General features: G+C 72.0%; 26 protein-coding genes. 8 read left to right on the top strand and 18 right to left on the bottom strand.

What is annotated here, in order from left to right; all coding sequences use genetic code 11:
• Positions 1-117: 117 nt before the first annotated feature.
• The 6 genes from ACFVTC_RS03025 to ACFVTC_RS03000 form a co-directional block, all read right to left on the bottom strand.
• A complete protein-coding gene (locus ACFVTC_RS03025) occupies positions 118-1,059 on the bottom strand; it encodes a glutaminase (RefSeq protein ID WP_390123758.1) in 942 nt (313 codons plus the stop codon).
• A 223-nt stretch (positions 1,060-1,282) separates the two neighbouring features.
• A complete protein-coding gene (locus ACFVTC_RS03020) occupies positions 1,283-2,119 on the bottom strand; it encodes an undecaprenyl-diphosphate phosphatase (RefSeq protein WP_390123293.1) in 837 nt (278 codons plus the stop codon).
• Positions 2,120-2,190: 71 nt separating this feature from the next.
• Positions 2,191-2,565 carry a fluoride efflux transporter CrcB gene (crcB, locus tag ACFVTC_RS03015; RefSeq protein WP_390123291.1) on the bottom strand — a complete coding sequence of 125 codons (375 nt, stop codon included), beginning with the start codon at positions 2,563-2,565 and terminating at the stop codon, positions 2,191-2,193.
• Entirely contained in the window at positions 2,562-2,942 is a 381-nt protein-coding gene (locus ACFVTC_RS03010) for a DUF190 domain-containing protein (RefSeq protein WP_390123289.1), read from the bottom strand. The genes crcB and ACFVTC_RS03010 overlap by 4 nt, the downstream gene beginning before the upstream one ends.
• Complete coding sequence (locus ACFVTC_RS03005) at positions 2,939-3,415, bottom strand: fluoride efflux transporter FluC (protein WP_390123287.1); 477 nt, start codon at positions 3,413-3,415, stop codon at positions 2,939-2,941. Before ACFVTC_RS03005 ends, ACFVTC_RS03010 begins: the two co-directional genes overlap by 4 nt.
• Before the next feature lie 178 nt (positions 3,416-3,593).
• Positions 3,594-4,580, bottom strand: a complete 987-nt coding sequence (locus tag ACFVTC_RS03000; protein WP_390123285.1) for an SMP-30/gluconolactonase/LRE family protein — start codon at positions 4,578-4,580, stop codon at positions 3,594-3,596.
• Positions 4,581-4,856: 276 nt separating this feature from the next.
• Here ACFVTC_RS03000 and ACFVTC_RS02995 point away from each other — a divergent pair, with 276 nt between their 5' ends.
• Complete coding sequence (locus ACFVTC_RS02995) at positions 4,857-5,210, top strand: VOC family protein (RefSeq protein WP_390123283.1); 354 nt, start codon at positions 4,857-4,859, stop codon at positions 5,208-5,210.
• Positions 5,211-5,293: 83 nt separating this feature from the next.
• Positions 5,294-5,689, top strand: a complete 396-nt coding sequence (locus ACFVTC_RS02990) for a MarR family winged helix-turn-helix transcriptional regulator (protein WP_390123281.1) — start codon at positions 5,294-5,296, stop codon at positions 5,687-5,689.
• A 38-nt stretch (positions 5,690-5,727) separates the two neighbouring features.
• Here ACFVTC_RS02990 and ACFVTC_RS02985 read toward each other — a convergent pair whose 3' ends face one another.
• The 3 genes from ACFVTC_RS02985 to ACFVTC_RS02975 all read right to left on the bottom strand — a co-directional run bounded on the left by ACFVTC_RS02985 (position 5,728) and on the right by ACFVTC_RS02975 (position 8,058).
• A complete protein-coding gene (locus ACFVTC_RS02985; protein ID WP_390123279.1) occupies positions 5,728-6,840 on the bottom strand; it encodes a hypothetical protein in 1,113 nt (370 codons plus the stop codon).
• 333 nt (positions 6,841-7,173) lie between these two features.
• On the bottom strand, positions 7,174-7,593 hold the full coding sequence (locus ACFVTC_RS02980) for an SseB family protein (RefSeq protein WP_390123278.1): 420 nt from the start codon (positions 7,591-7,593) through the stop codon (positions 7,174-7,176).
• A 99-nt stretch (positions 7,594-7,692) separates the two neighbouring features.
• Entirely contained in the window at positions 7,693-8,058 is a 366-nt protein-coding gene (locus tag ACFVTC_RS02975) for a GtrA family protein (protein ID WP_390123276.1), read from the bottom strand.
• Positions 8,059-8,345: 287 nt separating this feature from the next.
• On the opposite strand from ACFVTC_RS02975, the gene ACFVTC_RS02970 reads away from it, so the two are divergent.
• The 5 genes from ACFVTC_RS02970 to ACFVTC_RS02950 all read left to right on the top strand — a co-directional run bounded on the left by ACFVTC_RS02970 (position 8,346) and on the right by ACFVTC_RS02950 (position 14,761).
• On the top strand, positions 8,346-10,163 hold the full coding sequence (locus ACFVTC_RS02970) for an RNA ligase family protein (protein WP_390123274.1): 1,818 nt from the start codon (positions 8,346-8,348) through the stop codon (positions 10,161-10,163).
• The gene (locus ACFVTC_RS02965) at positions 10,163-13,288 is read left to right on the top strand and encodes a poly(A) polymerase (protein WP_390123272.1); all 3,126 of its coding nucleotides are present in this window, start codon (positions 10,163-10,165) and stop codon (positions 13,286-13,288) included. Before ACFVTC_RS02970 ends, ACFVTC_RS02965 begins: the two co-directional genes overlap by 1 nt.
• A 115-nt stretch (positions 13,289-13,403) precedes the next feature.
• Positions 13,404-13,577 (top strand): CsbD family protein, encoded by a 174-nt coding sequence (locus tag ACFVTC_RS02960; RefSeq protein ID WP_153292281.1) that lies wholly within the window; start codon positions 13,404-13,406, stop codon positions 13,575-13,577.
• 70 nt (positions 13,578-13,647) lie between these two features.
• Complete coding sequence (locus tag ACFVTC_RS02955; RefSeq protein ID WP_390123270.1) at positions 13,648-14,103, top strand: ATP-binding protein; 456 nt, start codon at positions 13,648-13,650, stop codon at positions 14,101-14,103.
• A gap of 85 nt (positions 14,104-14,188) precedes the next feature.
• A complete protein-coding gene (locus ACFVTC_RS02950; protein WP_390123268.1) occupies positions 14,189-14,761 on the top strand; it encodes a DUF6328 family protein in 573 nt (190 codons plus the stop codon).
• A 15-nt stretch (positions 14,762-14,776) separates the two neighbouring features.
• On the opposite strand, the gene ACFVTC_RS02945 is transcribed toward ACFVTC_RS02950, so the two are convergent.
• The 4 genes from ACFVTC_RS02945 to ACFVTC_RS02930 all read right to left on the bottom strand — a co-directional run bounded on the left by ACFVTC_RS02945 (position 14,777) and on the right by ACFVTC_RS02930 (position 16,665).
• Positions 14,777-15,115: a hypothetical protein gene (locus ACFVTC_RS02945; protein ID WP_390123266.1), complete on the bottom strand. Its 339-nt coding sequence runs from the start codon at positions 15,113-15,115 to the stop codon at positions 14,777-14,779.
• A 184-nt stretch (positions 15,116-15,299) separates the two neighbouring features.
• Complete coding sequence (locus ACFVTC_RS02940; protein ID WP_390123264.1) at positions 15,300-15,650, bottom strand: hypothetical protein; 351 nt, start codon at positions 15,648-15,650, stop codon at positions 15,300-15,302.
• A 165-nt stretch (positions 15,651-15,815) separates the two neighbouring features.
• Positions 15,816-16,250, bottom strand: a complete 435-nt coding sequence (locus tag ACFVTC_RS02935) for an ATP-binding protein (RefSeq protein ID WP_390123756.1) — start codon at positions 16,248-16,250, stop codon at positions 15,816-15,818.
• Between the two features lie 154 nt (positions 16,251-16,404).
• A complete protein-coding gene (locus tag ACFVTC_RS02930; protein ID WP_390123262.1) occupies positions 16,405-16,665 on the bottom strand; it encodes a WhiB family transcriptional regulator in 261 nt (86 codons plus the stop codon).
• A 245-nt stretch (positions 16,666-16,910) separates the two neighbouring features.
• Here ACFVTC_RS02930 and ACFVTC_RS02925 point away from each other — a divergent pair, with 245 nt between their 5' ends.
• On the top strand, positions 16,911-17,615 hold the full coding sequence (locus ACFVTC_RS02925; protein ID WP_390123259.1) for a GAF and ANTAR domain-containing protein: 705 nt from the start codon (positions 16,911-16,913) through the stop codon (positions 17,613-17,615).
• A gap of 92 nt (positions 17,616-17,707) precedes the next feature.
• Here the strand turns inward: ACFVTC_RS02925 and sbnA are convergent, their stop codons facing one another.
• The 5 genes from sbnA to ACFVTC_RS02900 form a co-directional block, all read right to left on the bottom strand.
• Positions 17,708-18,751: a 2,3-diaminopropionate biosynthesis protein SbnA gene (gene sbnA, locus ACFVTC_RS02920; protein ID WP_390123257.1), complete on the bottom strand. Its 1,044-nt coding sequence runs from the start codon at positions 18,749-18,751 to the stop codon at positions 17,708-17,710.
• 38 nt (positions 18,752-18,789) lie between these two features.
• Positions 18,790-19,869, bottom strand: coding sequence for a 2,3-diaminopropionate biosynthesis protein SbnB (gene sbnB, locus ACFVTC_RS02915; protein WP_390123255.1), 1,080 nt, complete (start codon positions 19,867-19,869; stop codon positions 18,790-18,792).
• Positions 19,866-20,870, bottom strand: a complete 1,005-nt coding sequence (locus ACFVTC_RS02910) for a TauD/TfdA family dioxygenase (protein WP_390123253.1) — start codon at positions 20,868-20,870, stop codon at positions 19,866-19,868. The genes sbnB and ACFVTC_RS02910 overlap by 4 nt, the downstream gene beginning before the upstream one ends.
• 75 nt (positions 20,871-20,945) lie before the next feature.
• Positions 20,946-24,224, bottom strand: coding sequence for an amino acid adenylation domain-containing protein (locus tag ACFVTC_RS02905; RefSeq protein ID WP_390123251.1), 3,279 nt, complete (start codon positions 24,222-24,224; stop codon positions 20,946-20,948).
• 13 nt (positions 24,225-24,237) lie between these two features.
• Entirely contained in the window at positions 24,238-26,835 is a 2,598-nt protein-coding gene (locus ACFVTC_RS02900) for a Pls/PosA family non-ribosomal peptide synthetase (RefSeq protein WP_390123249.1), read from the bottom strand.
• Between the last annotated feature and the right edge of the window lie 94 nt (positions 26,836-26,929).

The raw sequence follows: 26,929 nt of genomic DNA, 5'->3' as shown, positions 1-26,929 counted from the left end.
GGGGCGGTCGAGTTACCTCCGCGTGGCGTGCGGGTGGGTGCCGGCTTGTCGCGGGATTCCCCGTCGCTTCGCGGAGCGGGCGGGGGTGCCGTTCCTCGCGGGCCGCGCCGCCGGAACTCAGAACACCGACAGTCCGGTCAGTGTGGTGAAGCGGTCCAGGGCCGCCACTCCGGCGACCGAGTTCCCCCGCTCGTCCAGGCCCGGTCCCCACACGCACAGGGTGCAGCGGCCCGGGACCACCGCGATGATGCCGCCGCCGACGCCGCTCTTGCCGGGCAGCCCGACCCGGTAGGCGAACTCGCCGGCCGCGTCGTAGGTGCCGCAGGTGAGCATCACCGCGTTGACCTGTTTGGCCTGGCTGCGGGTGAGCAGCCGGGAGCCGTCCGCCCGGATGCCGTGCCGGGCCAGGAAGCCGGTGGCGAGCGCGAGGTCGGCGCAGGACGCCTCGATCGAGCACTGCCGGAAGTACTGGTCGAGAAGGACGGGCACCGGGTTGTCGATGTTGCCGTACGACGCCATGAAGTGGCCGAGGGCCGCGTTGCGGTCGCCGTGCCGGGCCTCCGAGGCGGCCACGTCCTTGTCGAAGGTGAGGGCGGCGTTGCCGCTCTCGGCGCGCAGGAACCCGAGCAGGGCGCCCGCCGCGTCACCGGTCCGGGTCTGCAGCCGGTCGGTGACGACGAGGGCACCGGCGTTGATGAAGGGGTTGCGCGGGATGCCGTTCTCGTATTCCAGCTGCACCAGCGAGTTGAAGGGGTTGCCCGAGGGTTCGCGGCCCACGTGCTCCCACAGTTCGTCGCCCTCGCGGGCCAGGTCGAGGGCGAGGGTGAAGACCTTGGTGACGGACTGGGTGGAGAAGGGCTGCCGCCAGTCCCCGACCCCGTACACCGTGCCGTCGAGCTCCGCCACGGCCATGCCGAAGCGCCGGGGGTCGCAGGCGGCCAGCGCCGGGATGTAGTCGGCGGGCCGACCGCGGCCGGGTGTCTGTTCGATCTCGGTGGCGATGCGTTCCAGGACCGGCAGGAACGTCGGGGACGACAGCGACGCGGACATGATCACCATTGTGCCGCCCGGCCGGTCCGGATGCTCCTTCGGACGGGCCGCCCAGGGGGCCGCGGCCAGCGACCGGCTCCGGCCCGGCGTGGCCGCCGACAGAGCGGCGGGCAACGGGCTTTCCCCGGGCCGGGTTCGGTGGCGCCCTGTCAAGTGGCGGCGCCTTCCGGGGCGGCGCCTTCCGGGGCGTGAGGTCACGGAGATGACGGCGCGACCTCACGCCCCGCGGTGGTCAGCTGTTGAGGGTGCCCGTCGCGAGCAGTCCGAGCAGCGCCACCCCGATCACGACGCGGTAGATCACGAAGGCGTTGAAGGAGTGCTTGGCGACGAACTTCAGCAGCCAGGCGATCGAGCCGTAGGCGACCACGAACGACACGATCGTGCCGACGGCCAGCGGCGCGGCACCGACCCCGGTGCCCAGGGCGTCCTTCAGCTCGTAGATCCCGGCGCCGGTCAGCGCCGGGATGCCGAGGAAGAAGGAGAGCCGGGTCGCGGCCACCCGGTCCAGGTCGAGGATGAGCGCGGTCGACATCGTGGCGCCGGAGCGCGAGAAGCCCGGGAAGAGCAGCGCCAGGATCTGCGAACTGCCCACCAGCATCGCGTCCTTGAACGAGGTGTCGTCCTCGCCGCGCTTGTGCCGGCCCATCTGGTCGGCCGCCCACATCACACCACTGCCGACGATCAGCGAGGCCGCGACCACCCACAGCGAGGCGAGCGGCCCCTCGATGAGCGGCTTCGCGGCCAGGCCGACGATCACGATCGGGATGGTCGCGTAGATCACCCACCAGGCGAACTTGTAGTCGTGGTTGTGGCGCTCCTCCTTGTCGCGCAGTCCGCGCCCCCAGGCGGAGACGATCCGCACGATGTCCTTGAAGAAGTACACGAGCACGGCGGCGATGGCGCCGACCTGGATGACCGCGGAGAACCCGACGACGGCGTTGTCGTCGACGGGGATGTTCATCAGCCCCTCGGTGATCTTGAGATGGCCGGTGGAGGAGACGGGGAGGAATTCGGTCACTCCCTCGACGACTCCGAGGACGACGGCCTGACCGACGTTGATGACGCTCATGGAATCCAGTTCTGAGGAGTTGGTCGACAGTGCTGTAGACAGTCTTACTATGCCCGGGTCACACGCAAGGTCTAGGCCCACACGGCTTGCGCGAACGAAACCCCCGCGAATGCCGCGCCGAGTCCGGCCGCCACGCTCACGATCACGTTCGCCGCCGCGTAGAACCCCGCTCCGGTCTCGGTCAGCCGTAGTGTCTCGTACGAGAATGTGGAGTACGTCGTCAGTGCCCCGCACAGGCCCGTACCGACGAACAGCTGGAGGTGCGGGCTCGCGGCGCCCGCGGCCGCCGCACCGGTCAGCAGCCCGAGGATCAGACAGCCGACGACGTTGACCGCGAAGGTTCCCCAGGGGAAGACGGTGTCGTGCCGGGTCTGCACCGCGCGGTCGGTCAGATAGCGCAGGGGCGCGCCGAGCATCCCGCCCACGATCACCAGCAGCCAGTTCACAACTTTTTCTTACCTTCCCTGCCCGTTTTGTCGGAATCGGCGTCGCGGCCCGCGTACCGGACGACCTCGCAGTCGTCGAGGATCACCAGCCCCTCGCCGACGAGTTCGTCGAGCTGGGGCAGGAAGGCGCGGACGCGTTCCTCGGTGTCCACGAGGACGATCGCCACCGGCAGGTCCTCGCTCAGTGACAGCAGCCGTGAGGTGTGGATCAGCGAGGAGGCGCCGAACCCCTCGATCCCGCGGAAGACGCTGGCGCCGGCCAGGCCCGCCGCGCGGGCGCGGTGCACGATCTCCGTGTAGAGCGGCCTGTGGTGCCAGACGTCGTTCTCGCCGATGAAGATCGTCACGCGTAGGGCGCTGCCGGTCAGCCGGGTCATCGTCGCCTCCATGCCAGCGCGCGGCGGGTCACCGTGACCGCGAGCCATACCGCCGTGAGGGCCGCGAACAAGGTCGCCGCGAGGTAGGCGAACCCGGTCGCGGGGTGTCCCCCGTCGAGAAGTCTCTGGATGTCGACGGCGTAGGTCGAGAACGTGGTGAACCCGCCGAGCACCCCGGTGCCGAAGAAGGGCCGTACCAGGCGGTGGGCCGCCCACACGTCGGTGATGACGACCATGAAGACGCCGATCACGGCGCAGCCGACGACGTTCACCCAGAACGTGGTCCAGGGGAAGCCGCCGGTCTCCACCGGCCACAGCAGGGCCGCCCCGTACCGGGCGGTGGCGCCGAGGGCTCCGCCGAGCGCCACCATGGCCACCACCGACCCCTGGCCGTCCCAGGAGGACGCGCGGCGGGCGGGCGGGCCTACGGGAGCGTCGGGGGTGCCGATCCGCTCGGGGTGCGGGACTGCCATGGGCGCGCTTCTCCTACTCGCCGGGCCCCGGGGGGCACACGTCATCGCAAGTAGGGACCGTTGGCGGCCGCCGAGCCGCGGTTCGGGTACGGCGGGCCCCACCGCCGCGCCGCGACGCAAGATCGCGGCCGGTGAACAGCGTACCGCCGGTGACGGTGGCCCCGCACACCCGGACCGGTCACGGGCGGCCGGCTTCCGGCGGCAGGTCGCAGACCGCGATCCCCCGCTCCCAGATGCTTCCCAGGACCAGGCGGCCGTCCGCGACGCACACGCTGGTGACCATGCGGAACCGTGCGTGGCGGCGCTCCAGACGGTGGACGACGCGGCCGTCGTCGTCCACCGCGAGGACCCCGGAGGTGCCCGGCGGCCGGAACGGCGCGCGCACCGCGACACGGGCCGCCGCGTGTCGCAGGGCGGGACCGCGGCGGTGCAGGAGTTCCAGGGCGGGTACGCGGGGACCGGCCAGGGCCACCCAGATCGGGCCGCCGGGCTCGCGCCAGAGGTTGTCCGGCTGTCCCGGCAGATCCTCGGCGAGGGTGTCGGCACGGCCCGCGGCCGGTCCCGTGAGCCGGACCCGGGTCAGACGCCGGGCCCCGGTCTCCGCGACGACGAGAAAGGACTCGTCGGCGGCCGGCGCGAGACCGTTGGCGAACTGCAGGCCCTCCAGGACCACCTCGGGTTCCGTGGCGCCTGGCGCCAGACGCAGCAGCATGCCCGTGGCCGTGTGTTCGGCAAGATCCCCGATCCACCGGTCGAGCGGGTACCGGCAGCTGGAGACGGTGAAGTAGACGGTGCCGTCCGAGAGCGCGATCACGTTGCTGCAGAAGCGCAGGGGCGTGCCGGCCACGGTGTCCGCGAGGACGCGCACGGCGCCGTCGCGGACACGGACGCCGAGCAGCCCCCGGCGGGCGTCGCAGACCAGCAGGTCACCGTCCGGGAGGAGTTCGAGCCCGAGGGGCCGGCCTCCGGTCCGCGCGATCACCTGCACCCGGGTGCGCGCGGGGTCGGCGAGTCCCTCGACCCGCAGGACGCGGCCGTCCTCGACGGCGGTGAGGATCCCGCCGTGCGGGTCGGCCACCACGTCCTCGGGGCCGCGGCCGCCGAGGGACACGCAGTGGCGCGGTACGAGGGCCATGGGGCGGGCGGACTTCGCAGAGTGCGTCATGTCCGCCTCCGTACCCCCACCGGCCCTTCTCCAACAGAGCCGGACCTAGGCGGCGCGGTCACTCGGCGCGTCACCGCACCGAGACGGTCCGCGCGGTGCGGCCCGGAGCGCCGGAGCGGACGCCGCGGACGGAGCACCAGAGCGGACCGATCGCCGCGAGGAGGACCGAGGTGGTCAGGATTCGAGAAGCCGTCGGGCGGTCCCCCGTCCTAGCGTTGAGGGGCCGGCGCGGTCCGTCGGCGGAACCGCAACGAGACGCATCATGAGGGAGTCGCCATGACCGCCGGCCTGAAGACCATCGTCTACCCCGTCAAGGACCTCGCACGGGCGAAGGCCCTGTTCAGCGGACTGCTCGGGACGGAACCGTACGCGGACACCGCGTACTACGTCGGGTTCAAGGACGCCGGCCAGGACGTGGGGCTCGACCCCAACGGTCACGCCAAGGGAATGACCGGACCGGTTCCGTTCTGGCACGTCGACGACATCCGGGCCACCCTCGCCGGGCTTCTGGAGGCCGGGGCCGAGACGCTGCAGGACGTCCAGGACGTGGGCGGCGGCAGGCTGATCGCCTCGGTCAAGGACCCGGACGGCAACCTCGTCGGGCTCCTCCAGGACGCCCCCGGCGCATAGCCCCGGGCCGGCCCCGCGCATAAAGATGCAACCGCACTGGTTGCACACTCAACGAACAGTGGCGGTTCTGTTACCGTGCAGACATGGCAGCGAACACGGCGGATGAGCTCCGGCTCGAGGACCGGTGGCGGGACATCCTGTCGGTGCACGCGCGCACCATGTGCGAGATCGACCGCGCGCTGCACCCGCACGGGCTGGGCGCCAGCGACTTCGAGGTGCTGGACATCCTCGCCTCCGGCGAGCTCGCGCACGCGGGCGAACACTGCCGGGTGCAGAACATCGCCGACCGTGTCCATCTGAGCCAGAGCGCCCTCTCCCGGCTGATCGGGCGGCTGGAGAAGGACGGACTGGTCCAGCGCACGGTGTGTGCGGAGGACCGGCGCGGAGTGTGGGTCGCGCTCACCCGCAAGGGTCGTGACCTGCACGCCGAGGTGCGCCCACTGCAGCGCGCCGCCCTCGCCCGCGTACTGGCGGGCTGAGGGCCGCCCTTCGCGGACTCCCCCGTGCACGGCCCGGACTACGGGGTGGCCCGGGGCGGCGCCGCGTCGTCGGCGCCGGGGCGGCGGTCCATCGGCCGGGCCGGCGGGATGGGCGTGGCGGCGAAGTCCCGCGGGCCGGTCCACAGCGCGGGAACCGCGTCGCCGCGGCGGCACAACTCGTAGGCGATCGCCTCGTAGTTGACCCGCCAGCCGTTGAAATGGGGCCATGCCTCCCGCGCAGTCCGCCCGGCGGGGAAGCCCGCCGCCCGCACCATGGACACCGCCGCGTCGAACTCCGCGAAGGACAGCTGGATCGGGGTGTCCGGGGCGGGGTCGGCGTCGTACGCGAAGCGCAGGGAGCGCGCGATGTCGCGCAGTGCGGTGAAGCCCGCGCGCAGGACCAGCCGGGCTTCGGGCGGGGCGCTGCCCGGGGTGAGGGCCAGGTGCAGGGCCGCCGCGTCCATCACGGAGACCAGACCGACGATCCAGCTGCGGTACGGCCGCGGGGAACGGAACGCCAGCAGGACCGGATACGTGGAGTGGCTCTCGCCGATGTCCGAGGCGAGCCGTTCCCAGGAGCGGTACAGCTCGGGGAGCGCGATCTCGGTGTCTACCAGCCACTGCCGGGCCAGGATCTCCGGCCCCCAGGCGGGTTCGCCGGCGCGCGACTGGAGCAGGGTCACCTCCAGTTCGCGGCGGTTGTAGGCCGCGTACAGGGTGGGCAGGTACGCGATCTGGAGGGCGATCACGACCGGTCCCGTGGCCGCCGCGAGGAAGTCGACGGCGGACAGGTGCAGACGGTCACCGCTGGCGAAACCGAGCGTGAACAGGCTCGATCCGGCCTCTCGCACGGACTGGCTCCAGGTGAGCGCGGAGAGGGCGTGCAGCAGCAGTCCGAAGCCGAGCAGGGCGCCGCCGAGCCAGCTCGCGAGCATGCCGACCAGCATGAGCGGGGCCAGCCAGGTCTGCGCGCGGTCGATGGCGGCGTAGCCGCCGCCGGGGGACGCCAGGCGCAGGAGCAGACGCAGCCCGCGCCACCAGCGGATCACCAGCGAGGAGTAGAGCCCCCGCGGCACCACGAGAGTGCGCAGGATGCTGGCGAGCACCAGGACGAGAAGCAGCCCGCCGGCGACGCCCGAGATCCAGTTCATGCGGCCATTGTCACGCCCCGCACGAGCCGGACGGCGCGGCGGATCCGGTGCCTGTGGGTGCCGGTGCCTGCGGGTGCCGGTGCCTGTGGGTGCCGGTGCCCACGAATGGCGTCGCCTGCGGGTGCCCGTGCCTACGGATGCACGGATGCCGGGTGCGTCCGCGCGTGAGCCGGCGGTGGTCACGGCGACGGCAACGGGCCGGCGGTGGTCACGGCGACGGCAACGGGCCGGCTGCGGTCACGGCGACGGCAACGGGCCGGCGGTGGTCATGGTGACGGCGCGCGGCCCCTCGACCGGTAGCTCGTCGAGGGCCCGTCGCCGCGTCGCCCCGGCTCAGACTCCCGGGCGGGCCAGGAGGGTGCGGACGCCCTCGGAGGTCAGCGTCAGACCGTGCGGCGAACTCGCGTCGATGGTGAGCGCCAGATCGCCGGACGGCCACTGCGAGGCCAGGGCGCCCAGGGGAACCATCCGGTAGCGGGAGACGAAGGGCAGCAGCCCGGCCATCTCCAGCTCCGAGGTGAACACCGGCACCACCTGCTCACCGCCCGGCTGGTCGAGGACAGGCAGCGCCACGGCGGCGGGATCGGTGGCGTCCTGTTCGCTCACGTCGTCCGGCACGGGAACCAGCACCTCGCTGCCGGCCAGCGTGTCCAGTGCCACCACGTCGCGGGTGTTCTCCGCGAGGGTGTCCAGGGCCCGCTGGGCCGGGGTCGCGGGCGTGGGCCGGTGGTGGTCGTTCGTGGGTGTGTCCATGGCAGATCCCCATGAGTAGCGGACGGACCGCCCGGCACGTGATCCGTCCCGGGCGCGGTTCCCGTCGCGCGTACCCGTCCACGGCCGGGACATTCCGCGTCAGGACGACGGAATCATGATCGCCCGGCTGGCGAGGAACGTGAACGGCACGGCCGCCGCCGAGGCGAGCAGCGCCGCGGTCCGGGACCCACAGTGGCCCACCTCGACCAGGAAGTGCAGGGCGAGCGTGGAGACGACCAGGTTCGTGGCGGTGGCGAGCGGGAAGCGCACGAACTTCCGCAGGGTGGGACGCGTCCGGTAGGTGAAACGCGCGTTGAGGAAGAACGAGACGACCGTGGCCCCGGCGAACGCCACGAGATGGGCGACCAGGTAGGGAAGGACCGTCAGCAGCGTGAGGTAGAAGGCGTAGTACACCGCGGTGTTGGCCACGCCGACCACGGCGAACCTGAGGAACTGGCCGCCCATCAGCCGCTGCCGGAGCAGCGCCGGGGCCGCGCGTACGGTGGCCGCCCGTCGAGACGTCGAGAAAAAAGTCCGATCATGTCCTCATCATTGAAGCAGAGCCGGAAGGGCTCCCGGCCCACTCCCCTTCCTCGCGCTGCCCCGCCGGGACGGCACGGCCCGGAAAACCAGGCGCCGTCGCAGGCCCCGGCGATTACAGTCGGCGCTCTCATTTCCGGACCCGTGCCGTGACCGGGGCCGCGCCGCTTTTCACTGGGGGACAGAGCACCATGGGGTCCGACCGTTCAGGCATGCCCGGCGGGGGTGTCCGTGTGCACTATCCGCGCACCCCGCACCTGCCCTGGTCACCGGGGGCGACCTCGGACGACGTACGGGTGGCGGACCTGGCGGGCCTGCGGGACCTGGAGGTGGTGGTCACCGAGAAGCTCGACGGGGAGAACACCACCCTGTACGCCGACGGTCTGCACGCCCGGTCGCTCGACTCGGCGCACCATCCGTCCCGGGCGTGGGTGAAGGCTCTGCAGGGGCGGATCGGCGCGGCCCTTCCGCCGGGGTGGCGGGTGTGCGGTGAGAACCTGTACGCGCGGCACTCGATCGCGTACACCGGACTCGACAGCTGGTTCTACGGGTTCTCCGTCTGGGACGGCGAGCGGTGCCTGGGCTGGGACGGGACGGTGCGGTTCCTTCGGCGGCTGGGCGTTCCGGTGCCGAGGGTGCTGTGGCGGGGCGTCCTCGACGAGCGGGCCGTACGGGCCCTGCGCGTCCTGCGGCTGGATCCCGCCCGGCAGGAGGGGTACGTCGTACGCACCGTCGAGGGCTTCGGGCACGAGGAGTTCGGCCGCCGGGTGGCCAAGTGGGTGCGGCATGGGCATGTACGGACCGACACGCACTGGATGCACGCCGAAGTGGTGGCCAACGGGCGGGGCGCGGCCGCCGCGCTGTGGGACGTACGGTCGGGCGCGGCCCCCGACTCCCGGGCGCTCGCGGCGGCGACCGGAATGAGGTCGGAGACGGAGCGGGCGACGGAGTCGCAGGCGAGGCCGGCAACCGATTCGATGACGGCCGAGGAGGCATCCGCCGGCGATGCCGTCGTCGCGGAGGTGTCCGCCAGGCTCGATGTGCTGGGGCGGACCGGGGACGCCCGGCTGACGGGCGTCCTCGCCGCCCTGCTGCACGGCCGGCGCCGTGCAGGGCTGGCTCCCCGGCTGGCCGGACCGCTGGGCATGCCGTCGGCACGGCGGGTCGCCGACCTGGTCGGGCTGCAGCCCTTGCTGCGCCGCCCCTACCCCGACGCGGAACGGCGTACCGGACTCGGGCGCCTGGCCGTCGCGGTCGACCTGGGCGTGCTGCACGCGGTCGCCGCGGCCGTCGCCGTCACCGAGGGCGCCGCGGCGCGCGAACAGGTCGACTGGTCGGCGCTGCACGCGGAGGAGGCGGGGCTCCTCGGGGAGGAACCCTTCGAGCGGCTGCGCGCGAGCCTGCACCGTGCCCTCACCGGCCTCGGTGACGCCGACGCGGCCGACCGCTGCTGGGCACAGGCACGGGCGTCGTACGCCGCGGGCCGGCTGGCCGACGCGCAGGCGGCCGTGGCGGCGACCTGGCGGCTGCGGAACGGCGCCTTCCCCCGGCTGATCCACTTGGTGGGCCCGTCGGGCAGCGGCAAGAGCACGTTCGCCGCCGGACTGCCCGGGATCGACGCCCGGATCTGCCTGGACGACCTGCGCTCGGCGCGCGGCTCACGCTCCGACCAGCGGGCCAACACGGACGTCCTCCGTGAGGGCCTGCGACGACTGGACTCCGCGCTCGCGGCCGGTCCCGCGACCGTGGTTTGGGACGCCACGTCGCTCGGCCGGCACCAGCGCTCCCTGGTGGACGCCGTGGCGCACCGCCGTGACGCGCTGATCACCCAGGTGGTCGTGCTGGCCACGGACGACGAGCTGACCGGGCGCAACGCCGAGCGGACGCACCCGGTGCCGCCCGAGGTGCTCGCGACGCAACTGCGCCGGTTCGACCCGCCCTACCCGGGCCAGGCCCACCGAACGTGGTACGTCGGCGCGGGCGGAACCGTGGACGACGTCGACGGCACACTGGGCGGGGGCGAGTGGTGATGCGTACCAGCGACGAGATCTACCACCGGGTCCGCTGGGACCCGCGTTTCGACCCGGCCCGGTTCGTGCTGGGTGTCCACCAGCGCGGGGCGGCCCCCAAGCGCGTCCCGCTGCCCGTCTTCGTGCCCGGGGGTGACATCCCCTGGCACCGGGTGCTGTTCGTCGAGGCGGACGGCGAGGTGGTGTGGGACCGGGCGACCGGGGTCGACCGGATCGACAGGTCGACCGCCGGTCGGGTGCGGGCCCCGCGCCTTCTGCGGGCCCCGTTCTTCACGGCCGACACGCCGCACGTGTGGGACGACGCGGCGGCGCGGTGGCGTGCCCCCGGCCGCACGGCGACGGCGGACGCGACCCGCCTGCGGGTGCTGACCTGGAACACACTGTGGGACCGCTACGACAGCGACCGCATCGACACCGGCCGCCGCCGACCCCTGCTGCTCGCGGCCCTGGAGGACGCCGACGCCGACGTCGTCGCGCTCCAGGAGGTGGAGGCCGGTCTGCTCGGCCTGCTGCTGCGGGCCCCCTGGATCCGCGCCGCCTACACGGTGGGCAGCGACCCTCGGGGGAAACGGGTCGACGACACCGGACTGCTGCTGCTCAGCCGGTTGCCCGTGCGGGAGGCCGGCCATCATGCGCTCGGGCCGCACAAGGGCGTCACCGCCCTCACTCTGGAGACGGCGTCCGGCCCGCTCGTGGTCGCCGCCACGCACCTCAGCAGCGACCACTCCGACAACGGCCCGGCCCGCCGTGAGGCCGAACTCGCGCGCATCGCCGAGGGACTTGCCGACGTGGCCGGTCCGCTGATGCTGCTCGGCGACTTCAACGACGGCGACGACGGCCCGGCCGGACCCGCCGCCGCCCTCCAACTGCGGGACGCCTGGACCGAGGTGCGCGGGCCCGCCGACCGGAGCCCCACCTTCGAGCCCGCCGTCAATCCGCTGGCCGCGGTCTCCTCACTCTCGGGCCGTTCCTCCCGGCTCGACCGGATCCTGCTGCGGGGCCGCGCGCTCCGACCGACGGACGCGGCCCTGCGGGGCGACTCCCCCGGTCCCGGCGGGCTGTACATCTCCGACCACTTCGGCGTGGAGGCGGTGGTGAACCTGGACGGGCCCGAGGTCGCCACGGCCCGCGACGGCTCCGGATCCGCGCCGGGCACCGTCTCCGCCTCCGGTCTCGGCTCCGCTTCGGGCCTCGGCTCCGTCGGCGCCGAACACGAGGTCGACGCCTTCGCCGCCCTCGACCTCGCTCCGACCGCCCGGACGGCGGTGGCGTGGCTGCCTTCCGAGGATCTGTGGCCGGTGATCCAGGAACTCCGGCGGGCGTACGACCCGCAGGCCCGTCGCTGGCCGCCGCACGTCAACCTGCTCTTCGGCTTCGTCCCGGAGTCCGCGTTCGAGCGGGCCGCCCCGCTGCTGTCCCGGGCGGCGACGACGTCACCGCCGTTCGACATCCGGCTCGAAGGTGTGCACACCTTCGGACACCGGGACGACACCACGGTGTGGCTCGACCCGGCGGGGGCCGCCCCCGAGCCCTGGGCGCGGTTGCGTGCCGCGCTGGAACAGCGGTTCCCGCGGTGCCGGGGCCGTGCCGAGGTCTTCACCCCGCATCTGACCCTGGGCCGTGTACGGGATCCGCGGCCCGTCACCGCCGACTGCGCCGCGCGGCTCGGCTCCGCCGTCCCGGCCCGGGTCGGGCACCTCGTCCTGCTCTCCCGACGGGGCGACGAACCGATGCGTCCGCGGGCGACCGTCGCACTGGGCACCGGCGAGGTGAGATGGCTGCCCGACCCCGCCACCACCACTGCCGGCACGGCTGTGACGGCGACCGCGGTCGCCACGGCCGGCACGGCTGCCGCCGCCGTGCCACCGGAAGACCATGGTGGCGAGCACACCGCGCGGTGCCTCTCCGACGCTCTCGGCGAAGGAATCGTGCACGTCGTGGGGTCCCGGCGCATGGGCGGCGCGCTGCCCGGCGCCGATCTGGACCTGGTCGCGGCCCTGCCGGGCGTCGTCGACATGGCGGACGTCCGGGCCCGGGTGACCAGGGCCCTTCCGCACGCCACCCGGGTACGGCAGGTGACCGGCGCCCGGGTGCCGGGGCTGCGGCTGAGCGTCGGCGGACTCGGTGTCGATCTGAGCGTGGTCGCCACCGGCGCTCTGACTCCCGCCGAGGCGGTGGACCACCGCGCCGAGCTGGGCGCGCCCGCCGCGAGCGCCCTCAGCGCGGTCAGCGACGCGGCCGCCGTACGGAGCGCGGTCGGCGGCCGGCACGCCGCGTTCGCCGGGCTGGCCGCGGAGGTCAAGGCCTGGGCGAAGGCGCGCGGTCTCGACTCGGCACCGTTCGGCGGGCTGCCGGGCCTCGCCTGGTCCGTCCTCGCCGCCCGCACGACCCGCGAGGCGGACGTCCTGTCCCCGGCCGGACTGCTGCGGGACTTCTTCGGGACCTGGGCCGCATGGGACTGGCGCGAACCGGTCGGGCTCGACCCGGCCGGGCGTGGTTCGGTGCGCCCCGGTCCCGACGGCCCCGGTCCCGGCGGCCTCGCGCGGCCCCGCCTCGAACCCGGCGGCCGCGTGGGCGAATCCCTCGCACAGCCGTCTTCCGCGGTGTCGGTCATGACCCCGACCGCCCCGGTCCGCCACTGCACGGCCCAGGTCGGTCCCGGCTTCCGCGACCTCCTGGCGGACGAGCTGTACCGCGCCTGGGACATCCTGGAGACGGCCGCGCGGACCGGCGCCGATCCCCTGCCCGAGCTGCTGTCGCCCCCACCGCTGCACCGCCGGCACGCCGCGTGGCTGGTGGTGCGCCTGCGTGCGGCGGGGGCGGACGAGTTCGAGGAGACCCGGGGACGCGTGCGGGGGCGCGTACGGGCCCTGCTCACCGCTCTGGAGGACGCCGGGACGCACGACGCGCACGCGTGGCCCCACCCGTTCGAGGAGGGCCCTGCGTCGGCTGCGTACGCCATCGGGCTCGGCCGCGACCCCCTGGGCACGGCCGGGCTCACCGGGATCACCCGGAGATGGGGCAAGGGGCTGCCCGGCGTCGTCGCGGAGAGGGCGGAGTGCGGTGACGTGCCCACCCTCCGCTCCCCCGGCCACGTTCTTCCCGCACACGCAGACCGGGAATGAGTCGGCTCCTCCGGGGAAACACCTCTCATTTCTCATCGGGCGGGTTTGGGACGGCCCGCTCAGGTCAGCCGTAATAGTGGATCGCACAGTCAATGCGGTAAGGACGTGATCTGCGGTGACCAAGAACCAGAAGGCACAGGCGAAGACGGAACAGGCCAAGGGCAAGGCCAAGGAAACCGTCGGCCGCACCGTCGGCAACGAGCGTATGACCGCCGAAGGCAGGGCGGAGAAGGCCAAGGGTGACACCCGGCAGGCCAAGGAGAAGATGAAGGACATTTTCCGGCACTGAGGGTCACGCGCTGCCGGGCCCGCCGCACGCTCACGCGGCGGGCCCGCTTCTTTCAGCAAGGAGTGAGGAAATGTGCGGAGAATACCGGGCGCACCCCAGCGACTCGATGCCCGATACGCCCGAGTCGCACCCCCCCGGACCGCGCAGCCCGGCCGAGGTGCGCGATGCCGTACGGCAGGCGCTCGAGAGCGCGCGACGATCCCGCGGACCCGGGGCGACGGCCGATGCGACGGCCGTCGGTGACGTGCTGCTCGTCGCCTCCGAACTCACCACCAACGCGATACTGCACGGCGGCGGGGTCACGGCGTTCGAGGTGATACCGGGCGAGCGCGAGGTGCGCCTGTCGGTGAGCGACCGCTGCGACGACATGCCGACACCCGTGCGACGCGCCGACGGTCCGGGCACCTCGCGGATCGGCGGCCACGGCTGGCCGATCATCTGCCTGCTGGCCCGCGACATCATGATCTCGTATCTCCGTGCGGGAGGAAAGCGCATCACGGCTGTCGTACCGCTTTCTCGCGGGTAAAGAACTTTTCGGGGTCCGGATGAGCCGGATGCCGAGGCGAACACCTTTCTTTCGGGTATTCGAGGACATGGGATCCATCGAAATCATGGGATCCATCGAAATCATCGCCCGGTCCACCCGGGGTCAGCCGGGAGGAAAATTGTCGGAGTCGGCGCATGGCGAGGCCCGCCGCGGCGCGAAGCGCGCACAGGGCGGCACGGGGCGTACGGAGACCGAGGAGGAGAGGGCCGACCGTAAATGGGGTGACCTCCTCCAGGAGATCCGGGTCGCCCAGACCGGAGTGCAGATCCTGTTCGGATTTCTGCTCACGGTCGTCTTCACACCCCGGTACACGCAATTGGAACAGATGGACAGAACGATCTACATCGTCACGGTCGTTCTCGGAGCCTCCGCCACCGGGGCGCTGATCGGCCCGGTGTCCCTGCACCGGATCGTCGCCGGCAGACGGGTGAAGGAGCGGGCGGTCGTGTGGGCGTCACGGCTGACGCTCGCGGGGCTCGTGCTTCTGCTCGCGACGATGACGGCGTCGCTCCTGCTGATCCTGCGGGTCGCCACTCACGACGCCTATGTGCCCTGGCTCGTCACCGGGATCGTCGCCTGGTACCTGTTCTGCTGGTTCGCCGTACCGATGTGGGTCCGCAGCCGCCACACGTCGTGACCCTCCCGCGCGCCTTCACGCGGAGAGGGCCCGCCGGGGCACACCGGGCGAAGAGGAGGACGCGCCCCGCACGGCGGGGCGCACCGGATAGGTGGTCTTGCCCGGGTCCACCACCGGGTCCCCCAGCACGATCCGGCCCGCCGCGTGCAGCGCGTCGCACTCGTCGGTGGGCAGGGCGACATAACACCCTCCCCGCCCGGCGCCCGCATCCATGGGCTGCCAGTAGCCGTACCGGCGTCGACCGCTGGCCTGCACGGTGAGGCAGACGGGAGCACGCTGCACGGTGATGAGACGCAGCACCTCGGCACCGTCGGGGCCGAGCGGAGCGGATGGGCGCGGGAGTGCTCGGAGCATCGTCAGCGGTCTCCGTTCAGGGCTCGCGGCACGGCGCGGCGGTGGGGGGCGGGCGTCATGTGCGGGCGGCCTCTCGACGGACGGGTGCGATCGCGTATCGCGGGGAGCGGAAACGATCTTCGTTGCTGCCCGGCATTGTTGCGGACGACACTGACAACGCGAAGGCGGCGCTCGCGGAGGCGGTTCACCGACGCCGGGCCGCCGTCTCCGTCCGGTGGGCGCGAGCGGTCAGCTCGCCCTGGACGAAGGGGTCGTGATCGGGGTCGTACGCCCCCGCATGGTCGGCGAGCGCCTCGGTGATCCGCTCCCACTCCTCGACCTCCGCTCCCGCGATCAGCGCCTCCTGGTCGGTGAGCGTGTCGCTCCGTACCGTCTCCCGGGCGGCCTCCAGCGCGGCCTTCGCCTCGTGGTGCCGCATTCCGGTGGCCGTACGGCACACGCGTGCCCAGGCGGCACGTTCCTCCTCGGAGGGCTCACGCACCTCGTCGTCCGTCACGTCGCCGCGTACTGACGTTCGGTCCTGCTCCAGGCTCACTGCTCCACCTCGTCCAGGTGTACGGAACTGATGTGTCCTACAGCAGTCCCGTGTGCCCCCGCCTGGGGAACCGACACCTGCCGGGACCGACCTGACGGTCCGGGGAGCGGCCCGCGGTACGCTCGGAGTGGCCGCTCGCCCCTTCACCGCCCTGGGACCAGGTGGTCACCAGGGCAGAAGGGCGTGCACGTCCTTCCCGTCGGGGCGCACCACGACGCTCACCCGATGACAGAGCGCGTGGACGAGGTGCCAGCCGATGCCGCCCGCGCCCCGGGACGGGTTCATACGGCGGGGCCTGGGCGGCGTGGTGCTGCTGTCGCGCAGGGTCACCTGCACGCCGTCGCCGGTGGGGCGTACCCGCAGTTCGAAGGGGCCGGGAGCGTACTGGATCGTGTTGGCGGCCAGCTCCGTCACCACCAGCAGGACGTCGTCCCAGTACTCGGGCGACGCGGGCGGTGACGCACGCGCGAGGATGCGCAGATAGCCCTCCGCCGAGAGGCGGGCGTCGGTCACGTCGCGCAACTGACCGGGAAAGACCACGGCGAGGCTCTCCAACTCCTCGTCCGACGGCCGCTCGTCCCCGCTCGGATCACTTTCCATCACGTCTGCCCCGGGCTCGTCGGCGGGATCTCTCCTCATGCTCCACCTCATCGTTCAGTACGGCGGCACCAGGGCGTGTCGCGGAAGTCCCGTCGTCCGCCCGGAGAGCGGGCCCCGCGGCGTCGCGAGGCAGGCGGGACTTCCGCAACACGCCCTAGGTTCCGGCATCCCTGGCGGCACGGCCGACCGTGCGCCGCCTCAGCGCGCGCCGTTCGTTCTCGCTCGTCCCGCCCCAGACGCCGATGGTCTGGCCCGTGTCGAGCGCCCAGCGCAGGCATTCGTCGCGGACGGGGCACCGCCGGCAGACGGCCTTCGCCTCCTCGACCTGCGGGAGCGCGGGGCCCGTGCTGCCGATGGGGAAGAAGAGGTCGGGGTCGGCGGTGCGGCATGCCGCCGATTCGCGCCAGTTGTCCATGGGAACCTCCTGCGATCACGGTGGTGTCGTTCGTCGGACTTCGGTCCCTCTTCGGGTCACCGTTGATCCACGGGTGAAACACGGGGTCTTGCCGGGACAGCACTGTTTGAACGCGAAATGACACCGGCGGCCGTGCGCGGGCACGCGCTCCGGGGGCACCCGTGGGGCGCGACGAGGAAGCGCGGGTGGCAAAATGGGATCCCTGGTGGGCGACGACGCGGCTTCAACAGCAGAGCAGGTGGCACATGTCACATGAGCCCGGCGAGGTCTGGGAACAGTTCGCCGTCGCCCTGGCGGAAATGGCGCGCGACCTGCTGGCCCAGGACTCGGTCCAGGACACCCTGGACCGCATCGTGGACCACGCGACGGTACTGATCAACGGCTGCGACGACGCCGGCATCCTCACTGTGCGACGGGGCGAGGTGCACGCTCTGGCGGCGACGAGCGACGTGGTGCGCCGCGCGGACCGGGTCCAGCAGGACCTGCGGGAAGGCCCCTGCTTCGATGCCGTGACCGACCGTCAGCAGATCTATGTCATCGATGATCTGAGCCGGCCGCACGAACGCTGGTCCCGCTTCGCCCCCGAGCTGCGGAAACTGGGCATGGGCAGTGTGATGGGCTTCCTCCTCTTCACCGAGGACGACGAACTGGGCGCCCTCAACCTGTACTCCCACCGGCCGCGCGCCTTCGACGAGGCCGCCCGGCGGGCCGGCTGGATCCTCGCCTCGCACGCGGCCGTGGCCTTCTCGGCGGCCCGCACGCACCAGCAGCTCGGCGACGCCCTGGAGACCCGTCACGAGATCGGCGAGGCGATGGGCATCCTCATGGAGCGCTACGGTCTGCCCGAGAACGCGGCCTTCAAGGTGCTCAAGAAGGCGTCACAGGACCGCAACGTCAAACTGCGCGAGATCGCCCGCCAGGTCTGCGAGACCGGCGAGAAGCCGGGCTGACCGCCGCGGAAGCGGTACGGGCGCCCGGGTTTCGCTCCCCGGCCCGGCACCCGACGGTTCACGCGGGCGGGGACAGGGGAAGGACCTGGCGTTCAGTGGCTCCGGTGCCGGGGCGGCGCGTCCGGCGTGTCGGGTGGGTCCGGCGTGAGCCGTTCCCTGCGACGGCCGACGGCCACCTGTTCGGGGTCGAGAACGTTCTCGCCGTAGAGGTCCTGCAGCCAGTTGGTCTGGTAGATGGTGTCGAGGTAGCGCTCGCCGAGGTCGGGGGCGATGGCCACGGCGGTGACACCGGATGCGTCCTGCCGGTTCAGCCAGTCCATGGCGCCGCTGACCACCGTCCCGGTGGAGCCGCCGAACAGGAAGCCGCGCCGGGCCAGCCGGTGGCACGTGCGGATGGTGTCCGCCTCCTCGACCCGGATCACCTCGTCCACGAAGGACTCGTCGAGCAGCGGTGGCCGCATGCTCATGCCCAGGCCCGGGATCATCCGGCGGCCCGGTTCGCCGCCGAAGGCCACCGAGCCGACACTGTCGACGGCGACGATCCGCACCGCCCGGTGCCACTTCCGGAAGTAGCGCGCGCAGCCCATCAGGGTTCCGGTGGTGCCCGCCCCGACGAACAGGACGTCCAGGCCCGGGAAGTGGCTGGCGATCTCGGGCGCCGTCGTGCGGTAGTGCGCCTGCCAGTTGCCCGGGTTGGTGTACTGGCTGAGCCACACGTAACGGTCGTCGGACGCGCACAGCGCGCGGACGTAGTCGATCCGCGCGCCGAGGAAGCCCGCGTTGGCGTCCAGTTCGGAGATGACGTGCACCTCGCTGCCGAGCGCCTCCATCAGCAGCCGGGTCGAGAGGTTGCACCGGGCGTCCGTGACGCACAGGAACTGGTAGCCCTTGCTCGCGGCGATCATGCTCAGCGCCACGCCCAGGTTCCCGGACGACGACTCCACCAGGATCGAGTCCGGCTTCAGGACCCCCTCGCGCTCGGCGCTCTCCACCATCTCGTTCGCGGCCTTCAACTTGATGGAGCCGGCGAAGTTGAAGCCTTCGCACTTCAGATACAGCGAGCGCCCGAAGATCGACTGGAGGTCGACGTAGAGCTGGCTTTCGTTGAAGGCGTGGGGAGCGGAGATGACGGGCACGGTGGGCCTCCTGATGCCAGAGCTGAGGTGGTTCCGCTTCAGCCGTACCGACGCAGGTCGTGGAAGAAGTCGTCGACGAGCCGGAGGTCCCCCTTGCGGGCCACTTCGTCGTAGACGTACTTGCCGACGGCGAGGTCGAGGACACCGAGCCCGAAGGGCGAGAAGATCACGGTCCGGTCGGCCGGCGGGGTCACCCGTCCGGTCAGGACGTCGTCGAGGGTGCCGTCCAGGAAGTCCCTGCCGCCGGTGAGCTGTTCGGCCAGGTGGGGTGAGGTGTCGGCCTTCAGGCAGTGCTCGACGTCGTCGACGATGTTGGCGGCGGCGAGCAGGATCTCGGGGGCGAGGTCGCGCAGCGACACGTTCAGCACCAGGGGGTGGTGGGAGAACCAGTCCGGGTCCGAGACATGGGGTTCGGCGGCGACGGTCGCGAAGACCACCAGATCGCTGGCGCGGATCAGCTCCTCGGCGCTGTCGTGGACGGTGATCCGAGGGGCGTGTGGGGTGGTTCCGGCCTCCCGCAGGTATCCGGAGAAACCCGCGGCGCTGTCGGCCGACAGGTCATGCACACCCACGGCGTCGAAGTCCCAGCCGGTGGCGGCCAGGAACGTGTGGATGTAGCGGGCGATGAGGCCGGTGCCGACGAATCCGACCCGGGTGGGGCGGGGGCGGCCGCGGCTGAGCCGGTCGGCCGCCAGCGCGGCCGACGCCGCTGTCCTGGTGGCGCTGATGACGGAGCTCTCCAGGCAGGCGAAGGGATAGCCGGTGTCGTGGTCGTTGAGGACGAGGACCGCGGAGGCCCGGGGGACGCCCGCCTGGACGTTGCCCGGGAAGCTGGAGATCCACTTCATGCCGTCCACCCGGATCGGGCCGCCGATGGACGCGGGCAGCGCGATGATCCGGTCCGCCGGGCGGTCGGGGAAGCGCAGGAAGTACGAGGGCGGGTTGACCGAGTCCCCCGCGCCGTGCAGCCGGTAGGCGGCCTCGACGAGTTCCACGATCTGTCGCTCGCGTCCACCGAGTGCTTCCTGCACCTGCGCGCCGGAGATCACCGCGAAAGTGGGCGCCGGGGTGGAACGGGGAGTGGCGGCCTCGGTGAGGGGAGAGGGCAGGACGGTCATCGCCGGCCCCCTTCGGTGGTGGGGCGGCGGTCGGCGGCCCGCTGGGGCTCGGCCATGGCGACAAGCACCTCGCGGTCCCCGGTGAATGCCTCCCGGCTGTGCGCGGTCCGTACGTTGTCGACCAGCAGCATGTCGCCGGCCTGCCAGGGCTCACGTCGGGTGTGGTCCTCGTAGGTGGCGTTGACGAGCTGGACGACGTCCTCACCGATCGGGGATCCGTCCCCGAAGCGGGTGTTGAACGGCAGCCCGTCCTCGCCGTAGACGTCCACCAGGTACTCGCGCACCTCGGGGGCCAGCGTCCACTCGTTGAGGAAGGCGATCTGGTTGAACCAGCAGCGCCTGCCGGTGAGCGGGTGCCGCACGACGGCGTCGCGGCGCTGCCGCGTGCGCAGGGACCCGTCGGACTCCCAGGTGAAGTCGATGGCGTGGTCGCGGCAGTAGCGCTCGATGGCGGCGTGGTCCTCGGTACCGAACGACTCGGTCAGGGACGCGCCGATCTCGTCGTTGTAACTGCGCGTGAGCAGCCAGCCCTCGCGCTCGAACCGCTCGGTCAGCGCAGCGGGCAGCGCCTCGAGCACCCGCTCGGCGTCGGCCACCCCGGTCGCTCCGCCCTGGACGGGCGCGCTCAGGCAGGCGAACAGCATCAGGCCGGGGAACTCCAGCCGGTAGCTCAGCTCGTGGTGCATGCACATCGGCTGGTTGGCGGGCCAGGTGGAGGAGGAGTACAGCCCGGGTCCGCGGACCTGCCGGGGGGCGAACGCCTCCCTGTCCTCCATCGGGTCGCCGCCCAGTCCCCTGAAGACGGCACCGACCTGCTCCGCCGCCCGTAGTCCCAGGCCCCGCACGAGCAAGGCGCCGTGCTCCGCGACCTGGCCGCGCAGCGCCTCGCGGTTCTCGGCCGCCCAGGCGGGCGCGTCACCGGGGGCGTCGACGTGCAGGACCGGGGGCTTGCCGGGGTGGACTTCCACCTCGGGCAGGGCTGCCAGGAACGAGGACGACATCGGGATTCCTTTCGGTTGCCACACACGAGGGTGAGGCCGCTCAGAGGGTGAGGCCGCTCATGGGGTGAGGTCCTCTCACGTGGGTGAGGGGGAGGCGAGCAGTTCGGCGGCGTCCAGGACCACCTGTGCGGCCGCGTCCGGCCGGGTGCGCGGGAAGTAGTGGCCGCCGTCGGCGAGTTCGCGCAGTTCCACCCGTGCGGCCAGGAGCTGCCAGTCGCGGTACCGGTCGGCGAACCCCGCCGTGTGGTCGTCGTCGGCGGCGACGACCACGGTGACCGGCACGGAGAGCCTGACCGCCGGAGGGCTCTCCAGGGCGTCGGTGAGATAGCGGTGGGCGGCCACGCAGTCGTTCCGGTAGGCGGCACCGATGTGTTCGGCGTGGAGCGCGTTCAGCTCACCGAGCTCGGTGTACCCGCGGTCCGAACTCAGCCCCGCGGCGATCTCGGCGTTGCTGCGGCCCGCCAGTTCGATGAGGGCCGCACGCCGGTCGCCGGCGGTGCCCAGGAGCTGGGCGCCCAGGAACACCCGGGGCACGTCCACTCCCCGCTCCCGCAGCAGCCTCGCCGTCTCCAGCGCCGGGGCGGCGCCCGAGGAATGCCCCCAGAGGACGACCCGGGTCAGGCCGCGCCCGACGATCTCGCCGACGACCTGCCGCGCCATCTGTGCCAGCGGGGCGAACGGCTCCTCGTGGGCGGCCAGGTCGTGACCGGGCGGCTCGACGGCGTAGACCGAGGGCCCGTGGCCGGTGGCCGCGAGGGCGTCGGCCATCGGCCGGAAGTTGACCGCGTTCCCGCCCGCGTGCGGGAAGCACACCAGGGCGCACTCCGAGGGGCCGTCCGATTCCGCGAGCGGTTGCAGCAGTTCGTGGCGCCGGCCTACGGCGCCGTCGAGGAGCGCGGCGAGGTCGGCGAGCACGGGGTGCGCGGTGATGTCCTTGAGGGACACCGCACGGTCCAGGGCGACGGTGAGTTTCACGGCCGTCAGCGAGGTGCCGCCGGAGTCGAAGAAGTGGTCCTGCCGGCCGACGCTGTGCTCGGGTACGCCCAGCAACTCGGCCCACACGCCCGCCAGTTTCCGCTCGGCAGGGGTGTGCGGAGCGCTCCCGCTCCCTTCGTCCCGGTCGTCGGCGGCACCCGTCGTGGTCTGTTCGGCCAGCGCGGTCAGGGCCTTTGTGTCGATCTTCCCGTTGGCGGTCAGGGGCAGGCTCTCCCGCCGGTGGAAGGCGGAGGGGATCATGTAGGCGGGCAGCACCGCGCCCAGCGCCTCGCGCAGCGCGTCCGTGGGAAGGGACCGGCCGCAGTAGTAGGCGATCAGGTGCGTGCCGCCGGCCGGCTCGGCGACCACCACCGCGCCGTCCCGGACACCGGGCACCCGCAGCAGGGTGTTCTCGATCTCGCCGATCTCGATGCGGAAGCCCCGGATCTTGACCTGGTTGTCCCGGCGGCCGAGGAACTCCAGTGAGCCGCCCGGATGCCAGCGTCCCAGGTCGCCGCCGAGATAGAGCCGCTCCCCCGACCGGTAAGGATCCTTGCGGTACGCCTCGGCGGTCCGCTCGGGGTCGTTGACGTATCCCCGGCCCACGCAGACCCCGGAGAACGCGATCAGGCCCGGGGCGCCGAGCGGCACCAGTGCCAGGTGTTCGTCGACGACGTAGACGTGCACGTTGTTGACCGCGCGCCCGAGCAGCACACGGTCCGGGACACCGTCCATGATCTCGTGGTTGGTGTCGTCCGAGGTCTCGGTCAGCCCGTAGGCGTTGACGAGCCCGATCCCCGGCTGGATCGCGAACCAGCGCTGGACCAGCTCCCGCTTCAGTGCCTCTCCGGTCACCGACACCCGGGTCAGATCGGGCAGTTCACGGGGGTGCTGCTCCAGGTACGACACCACCACCTCCAGGTAGGAGGGCACGACCTGCGCCACCCCCACCCGGCCCTCGACCAGCGTGTCGACGAACCGCTCCACGTCGACGATCACCTGCTGTCCGACGAGCAGCGTCCGGCCGCCCACCAGCAGTGCGGCCAGCAGCTGCCACAGCGAGATGTCGAAGCACTGGGGCGCCGTCTGCGCCACCACACGGTCCTGGTCGATCCCGAGGTCGTCGATCTTGGCGTAGAGGTGGTTGAGCATGCCCGCGTGCTCGCACATCGCGCCCTTGGGCTCGCCGGTGGAGCCGGAGGTGAAGTAGATGTAGGCCAGTTGACCGGCCGTCACCTTCACCCCGAGGTCACTGTCGTCGTGCTGTTCCTCGTACGCCGTCGCGGCCAGCAGCCTCTCGACGCCCGGAAGCGCGCCCAGCGCCCGGTCGAGCGTGCCGGTGCTGCCGGACTCGGTCAGCACGAGCCGGCATCCGGCACGCGCGAGGGTCGCCTCGATGCGTCCCGCGGGGAAGTGCGGCTCGATCGGCAGATAGACGCCGCCGGCCTTGAACACCGCCAGCACGGCGGCCAGCCAGTCGAGGTTGCGTTCGGTGACGACGGCGACCGCTTCCTCGCGGGCCAGTCCGCGCGCCAGCAGGGCCCGCGCGAGCCGGTTCGCGCGCGCGTTGAGCTCCCCGTAAGTCCACGCCCGCTCGCCGTCGACCGCCGCCACCGTCTCCGGGTGTCTGCGCGCCCGCTGCTCGAACAGCTCGTGCACCCTTCCTTCGGGCAGGGGTCGGCGCGGTCCGGCCAGTGCCTGGAGCTGGTACCGCACCTCCTCGGGCGACAGCAGACTCTGCCGTGCGTGATCGGCGTCCGCGTCGGTCGCCATCAGCGTGAGCGCGGCGAGGTGGTGGCCGGCGATCCGGGCCGCGCACTCGGCGTCCAGCACCTCGGTGCGGTACCGCAGCCGCAGCACCGGGTCCGCGCCGCGATCGCACCAGCCGACATCCAGCACCACGTCCTCGGGCAGGACGCCCGCGGTCCCGGCGGGGTCGAACGTGATCTCGTACGACGGCCCGGTCGTCCCCGACTCCCGGCGCAGCGCGTCCACGGCGAAGTCCCGGTGTGCCAGCAGGTCGGACTCGGCCCCACGGACGCTCACCAGGAGCCGGCGCCACGACTGCGGGGCGACGGCCAGCCGGCAGGGCAGCGGACCGGCGTCCGTCCCCGCGGCGGTGTATCCCGTCACGACGTCCCGTTCGCCGGACAGTACGGCCAGTACCTTCGCGTGCGCGGCCAGCAGCACCGAACTCACCGGCGCGCCCACATCGCGCGCCAGGGCGCGCAACGCCTCCATCACGTCGACCGGCACCACCGCCTCGTACTCGCCCACACCGGCGACCGGGTCCCGCGACCACCGTGGGGCCGGGGTGAACCCACCAGCGGCCAGTACACGGCTCCAGTACTCCCGGTCCGCCTCCACGTTCGCTCCCATCGAATGGCCTTCCTCAACTCGCCGTAGCCGCGTTGCTGCCGGCCGAGTACGTTCCCGCCGCCGCGCCGACGCCGTCGCGGTGCGCCGGTGCGGTCGTGGTCTCCACGGCGGGGTTTCCTCCCCAGTGCGCGGACGAGGGGACCTCCTCGCCCTTCATCAGGAATGAGTCGGGTGCCAGCACGGCGCCGTCACCCATCGTCACGCCGTAGTGCACATGGGAGCCGACCCCGAGGGTGCAGCCCGCACCGAGGGTGGTGCGGTCCGACTTGAACGTGCCGTCCTCCTGCGAGTGGCACTGGATCTTGCTTCCGGCGCTGAGCGTGCAGTCGTCCCCGATCGCGGCGAGGGTCCGCTCCGTCAGATAGCAGCCGTCGTCGAAGACCCTGCGTCCGATACGCACGCCCAGCAGCCGCCAGATCACGCTCTTGAAGGGGGTCCCGTTGAAGATGTTGAGGTAGTGGTCCGGCACCTTCCACAGACGCTCGTGCCACCAGAAGTACGGGTCGTAGATGGAGCACAGTCGCGGGCTCAGCCTGCCGAACCAGGCGACGCAGCGTTCCACCAGGACGAAGTACAGGGCGGTGAACGTCAGGGTGATCGCCACGTACGCGCCGATCACGATGTGCCCGAGGACTCCGTAGAGGCTGACGGAGGCGAGGGCGAACGCCGTGAGCGCCAGGGTGTGCAGCCAGCGCAGGAACAGGAAGAGCGCCATCGTGCGGAGGTTGTAGCGGTTCTTCGCGGCGAGGTTGCGGCGCAGTTCCCCCCCGGTCCTGAGGTGGTCGAACCGGGAGTCGCGCTCCACCGAGCGGGGGATCTCGAAGCACGGTGAGCCGAGCAGCCCGACACCCGTACGGACCTCGCCGTCCAGGGGAACCATCACCTTCGTCGCGAGCAGACAGTTCTCTCCCGTCCGGCCTCCGGCGGGATAGGCGATGTTGTTGCCGAGGAAGTTGCGCGGCCCGATCGTCGCCCGGGACACCCGGAAGGACGTGCTCGAGAAGTCCGCGTTGATGAGCGAGAGGCCGTCCGCGATCATCGTTCCGCTGCCGACGGTCGCCAGCAGCGGGGTCTCGTGCTGCATCTCCGACCCGAAGTTCGACCCGGTCTGCTCGACCTCCGACAGGTCGTACCCGAGGCCGCGGAGGTAGGGGACGATGTAGGAGCTGTCGCCGAAGAGCCAGGCGAAGAACCGGATGTTCGTCATGGTCGTCGTCGCCCGGTGCAGCGCGTAGTGGAAGCCGTACAGCGGATAGACCCTGTCGGGCTCGATGGCCAGACTCAGCAGGCGCGGCAGGGTGAACAGGGCGACGAGACCCAGGACCACGAAGCCGGAGAACAGCGCGAGGGACAGGATCAGGGCGTCGACGAGGAAGTCCGGCGACGTGATCGCGGGCGTCGCCGCGTCCAGCCGCTTGCCGAGCGCGGGGATCTGGGTGAACAGCATGTACATCCCGCCGACGGCCAGCGGGAGGTACAGGAAGAACAGCTGGAGCAGGCCGGCGATCGCGAACCAGGCCCGGCGGGGGGTGCCGCAGGCCGCCGGCGCGACCCGCATGTGGTCGATCCGGGTGGGTTCCGCCGGGGAGCCGTGCCGCCGCTCGCCGTCCGGGACGACCTGGCCGCGGTACAGCGCGGACGAGTGGCCGAGCTGGGCTCCGTCACCCATCGCCGTGTCGATGTCGAGGACGGTCTTCTCTCCGACGAACACATCCCGGCCGAGGGTGACCGGGCCGGTCTCGATCCGCCCCGAGTGCGCCCGGTAGCAGAGGAAGAACGAGTCCTTGCGGATCACCGTCCCGGAGCCGATCGTGAGCAGGTCGGTGCAGACGGGGACCGAGCGGGAGAGGATCGTTACTCCACTTCCGATGCGCGCGCCGAGCGCGCGCAGATACAGCACGTACAGCGGATTACCGACGAAGAAGATCATCGGATTGGCGTGGAGCAGTGCCTTGACGAGCCAGAAACGCAGATAGGTCAGACTCCAGACGGGGAATTCGCGCGGCTTCCAGCGCCCGATGAGAATCCATTTGGCGACGACCGGGAATCCGCACAGCGCGATGAATCCGAGGCCGCCGAACAGGACCGACCGCGCGTACACGCCGGCCAGGCCCGACCCGGCGGCGATCCATTCGTAGCCGCGCGCGGCCACCAGGCCGCTCAAGAAGGAGTACCCGAGGAAAATCAGCAATTGCGCGGTCCCGCACAGGACGTAGCGCGACGTGCTCGGCCGCGGCGCAGGGGTCGGCGACGGCTCCGGTACGGACGGCGCCGCGGGAAGCGACGCGTCGACCGGGGCGGGGGCGACCTCGGCGAGAGCCGTGGCCAGGCTCCGGATCGTGGGGTACCGGTAGATGTCCTTCATCGACGCGGACGGCAGATCCGCCCGCTTCCTGACCCGTGCGCAGAACTGGGCCATGACCAGCGAGTTGGCCCCGAGGTCGTCGAAGAAGTGGCTGTCGACCGGCACGTGTTCCGCGGAGACGACGCCCGCCAGCACTTCAGCGAGTTTCCTCTCGGTCTCGGCCGTCGTCGGGTCGGCACTGCTCGGCCGGGCGGCGGCTGCTTCGTCCGGTCCGACTATGAAGACCTCGGAGGACTGCTCCACCATTCGACCTCCTGAGAAGACATTTCGGCTCCCGATTGCCACGGGCGGCCGGTCCGGTGTCCTCACGCTCCGGCGAATGGCCCGACCGAGCCGTTTC

Origin of the sequence: Streptomyces sp. NPDC057950, from assembly GCF_042887295.1 — a bacterium.
Lineage (GTDB): Bacteria > Actinomycetota > Actinomycetes > Streptomycetales > Streptomycetaceae > Streptomyces > Streptomyces kaempferi.
Note: the sequence above shows the minus strand (reverse complement) of the source record. Positions and strands in the feature narration are given on the sequence as shown.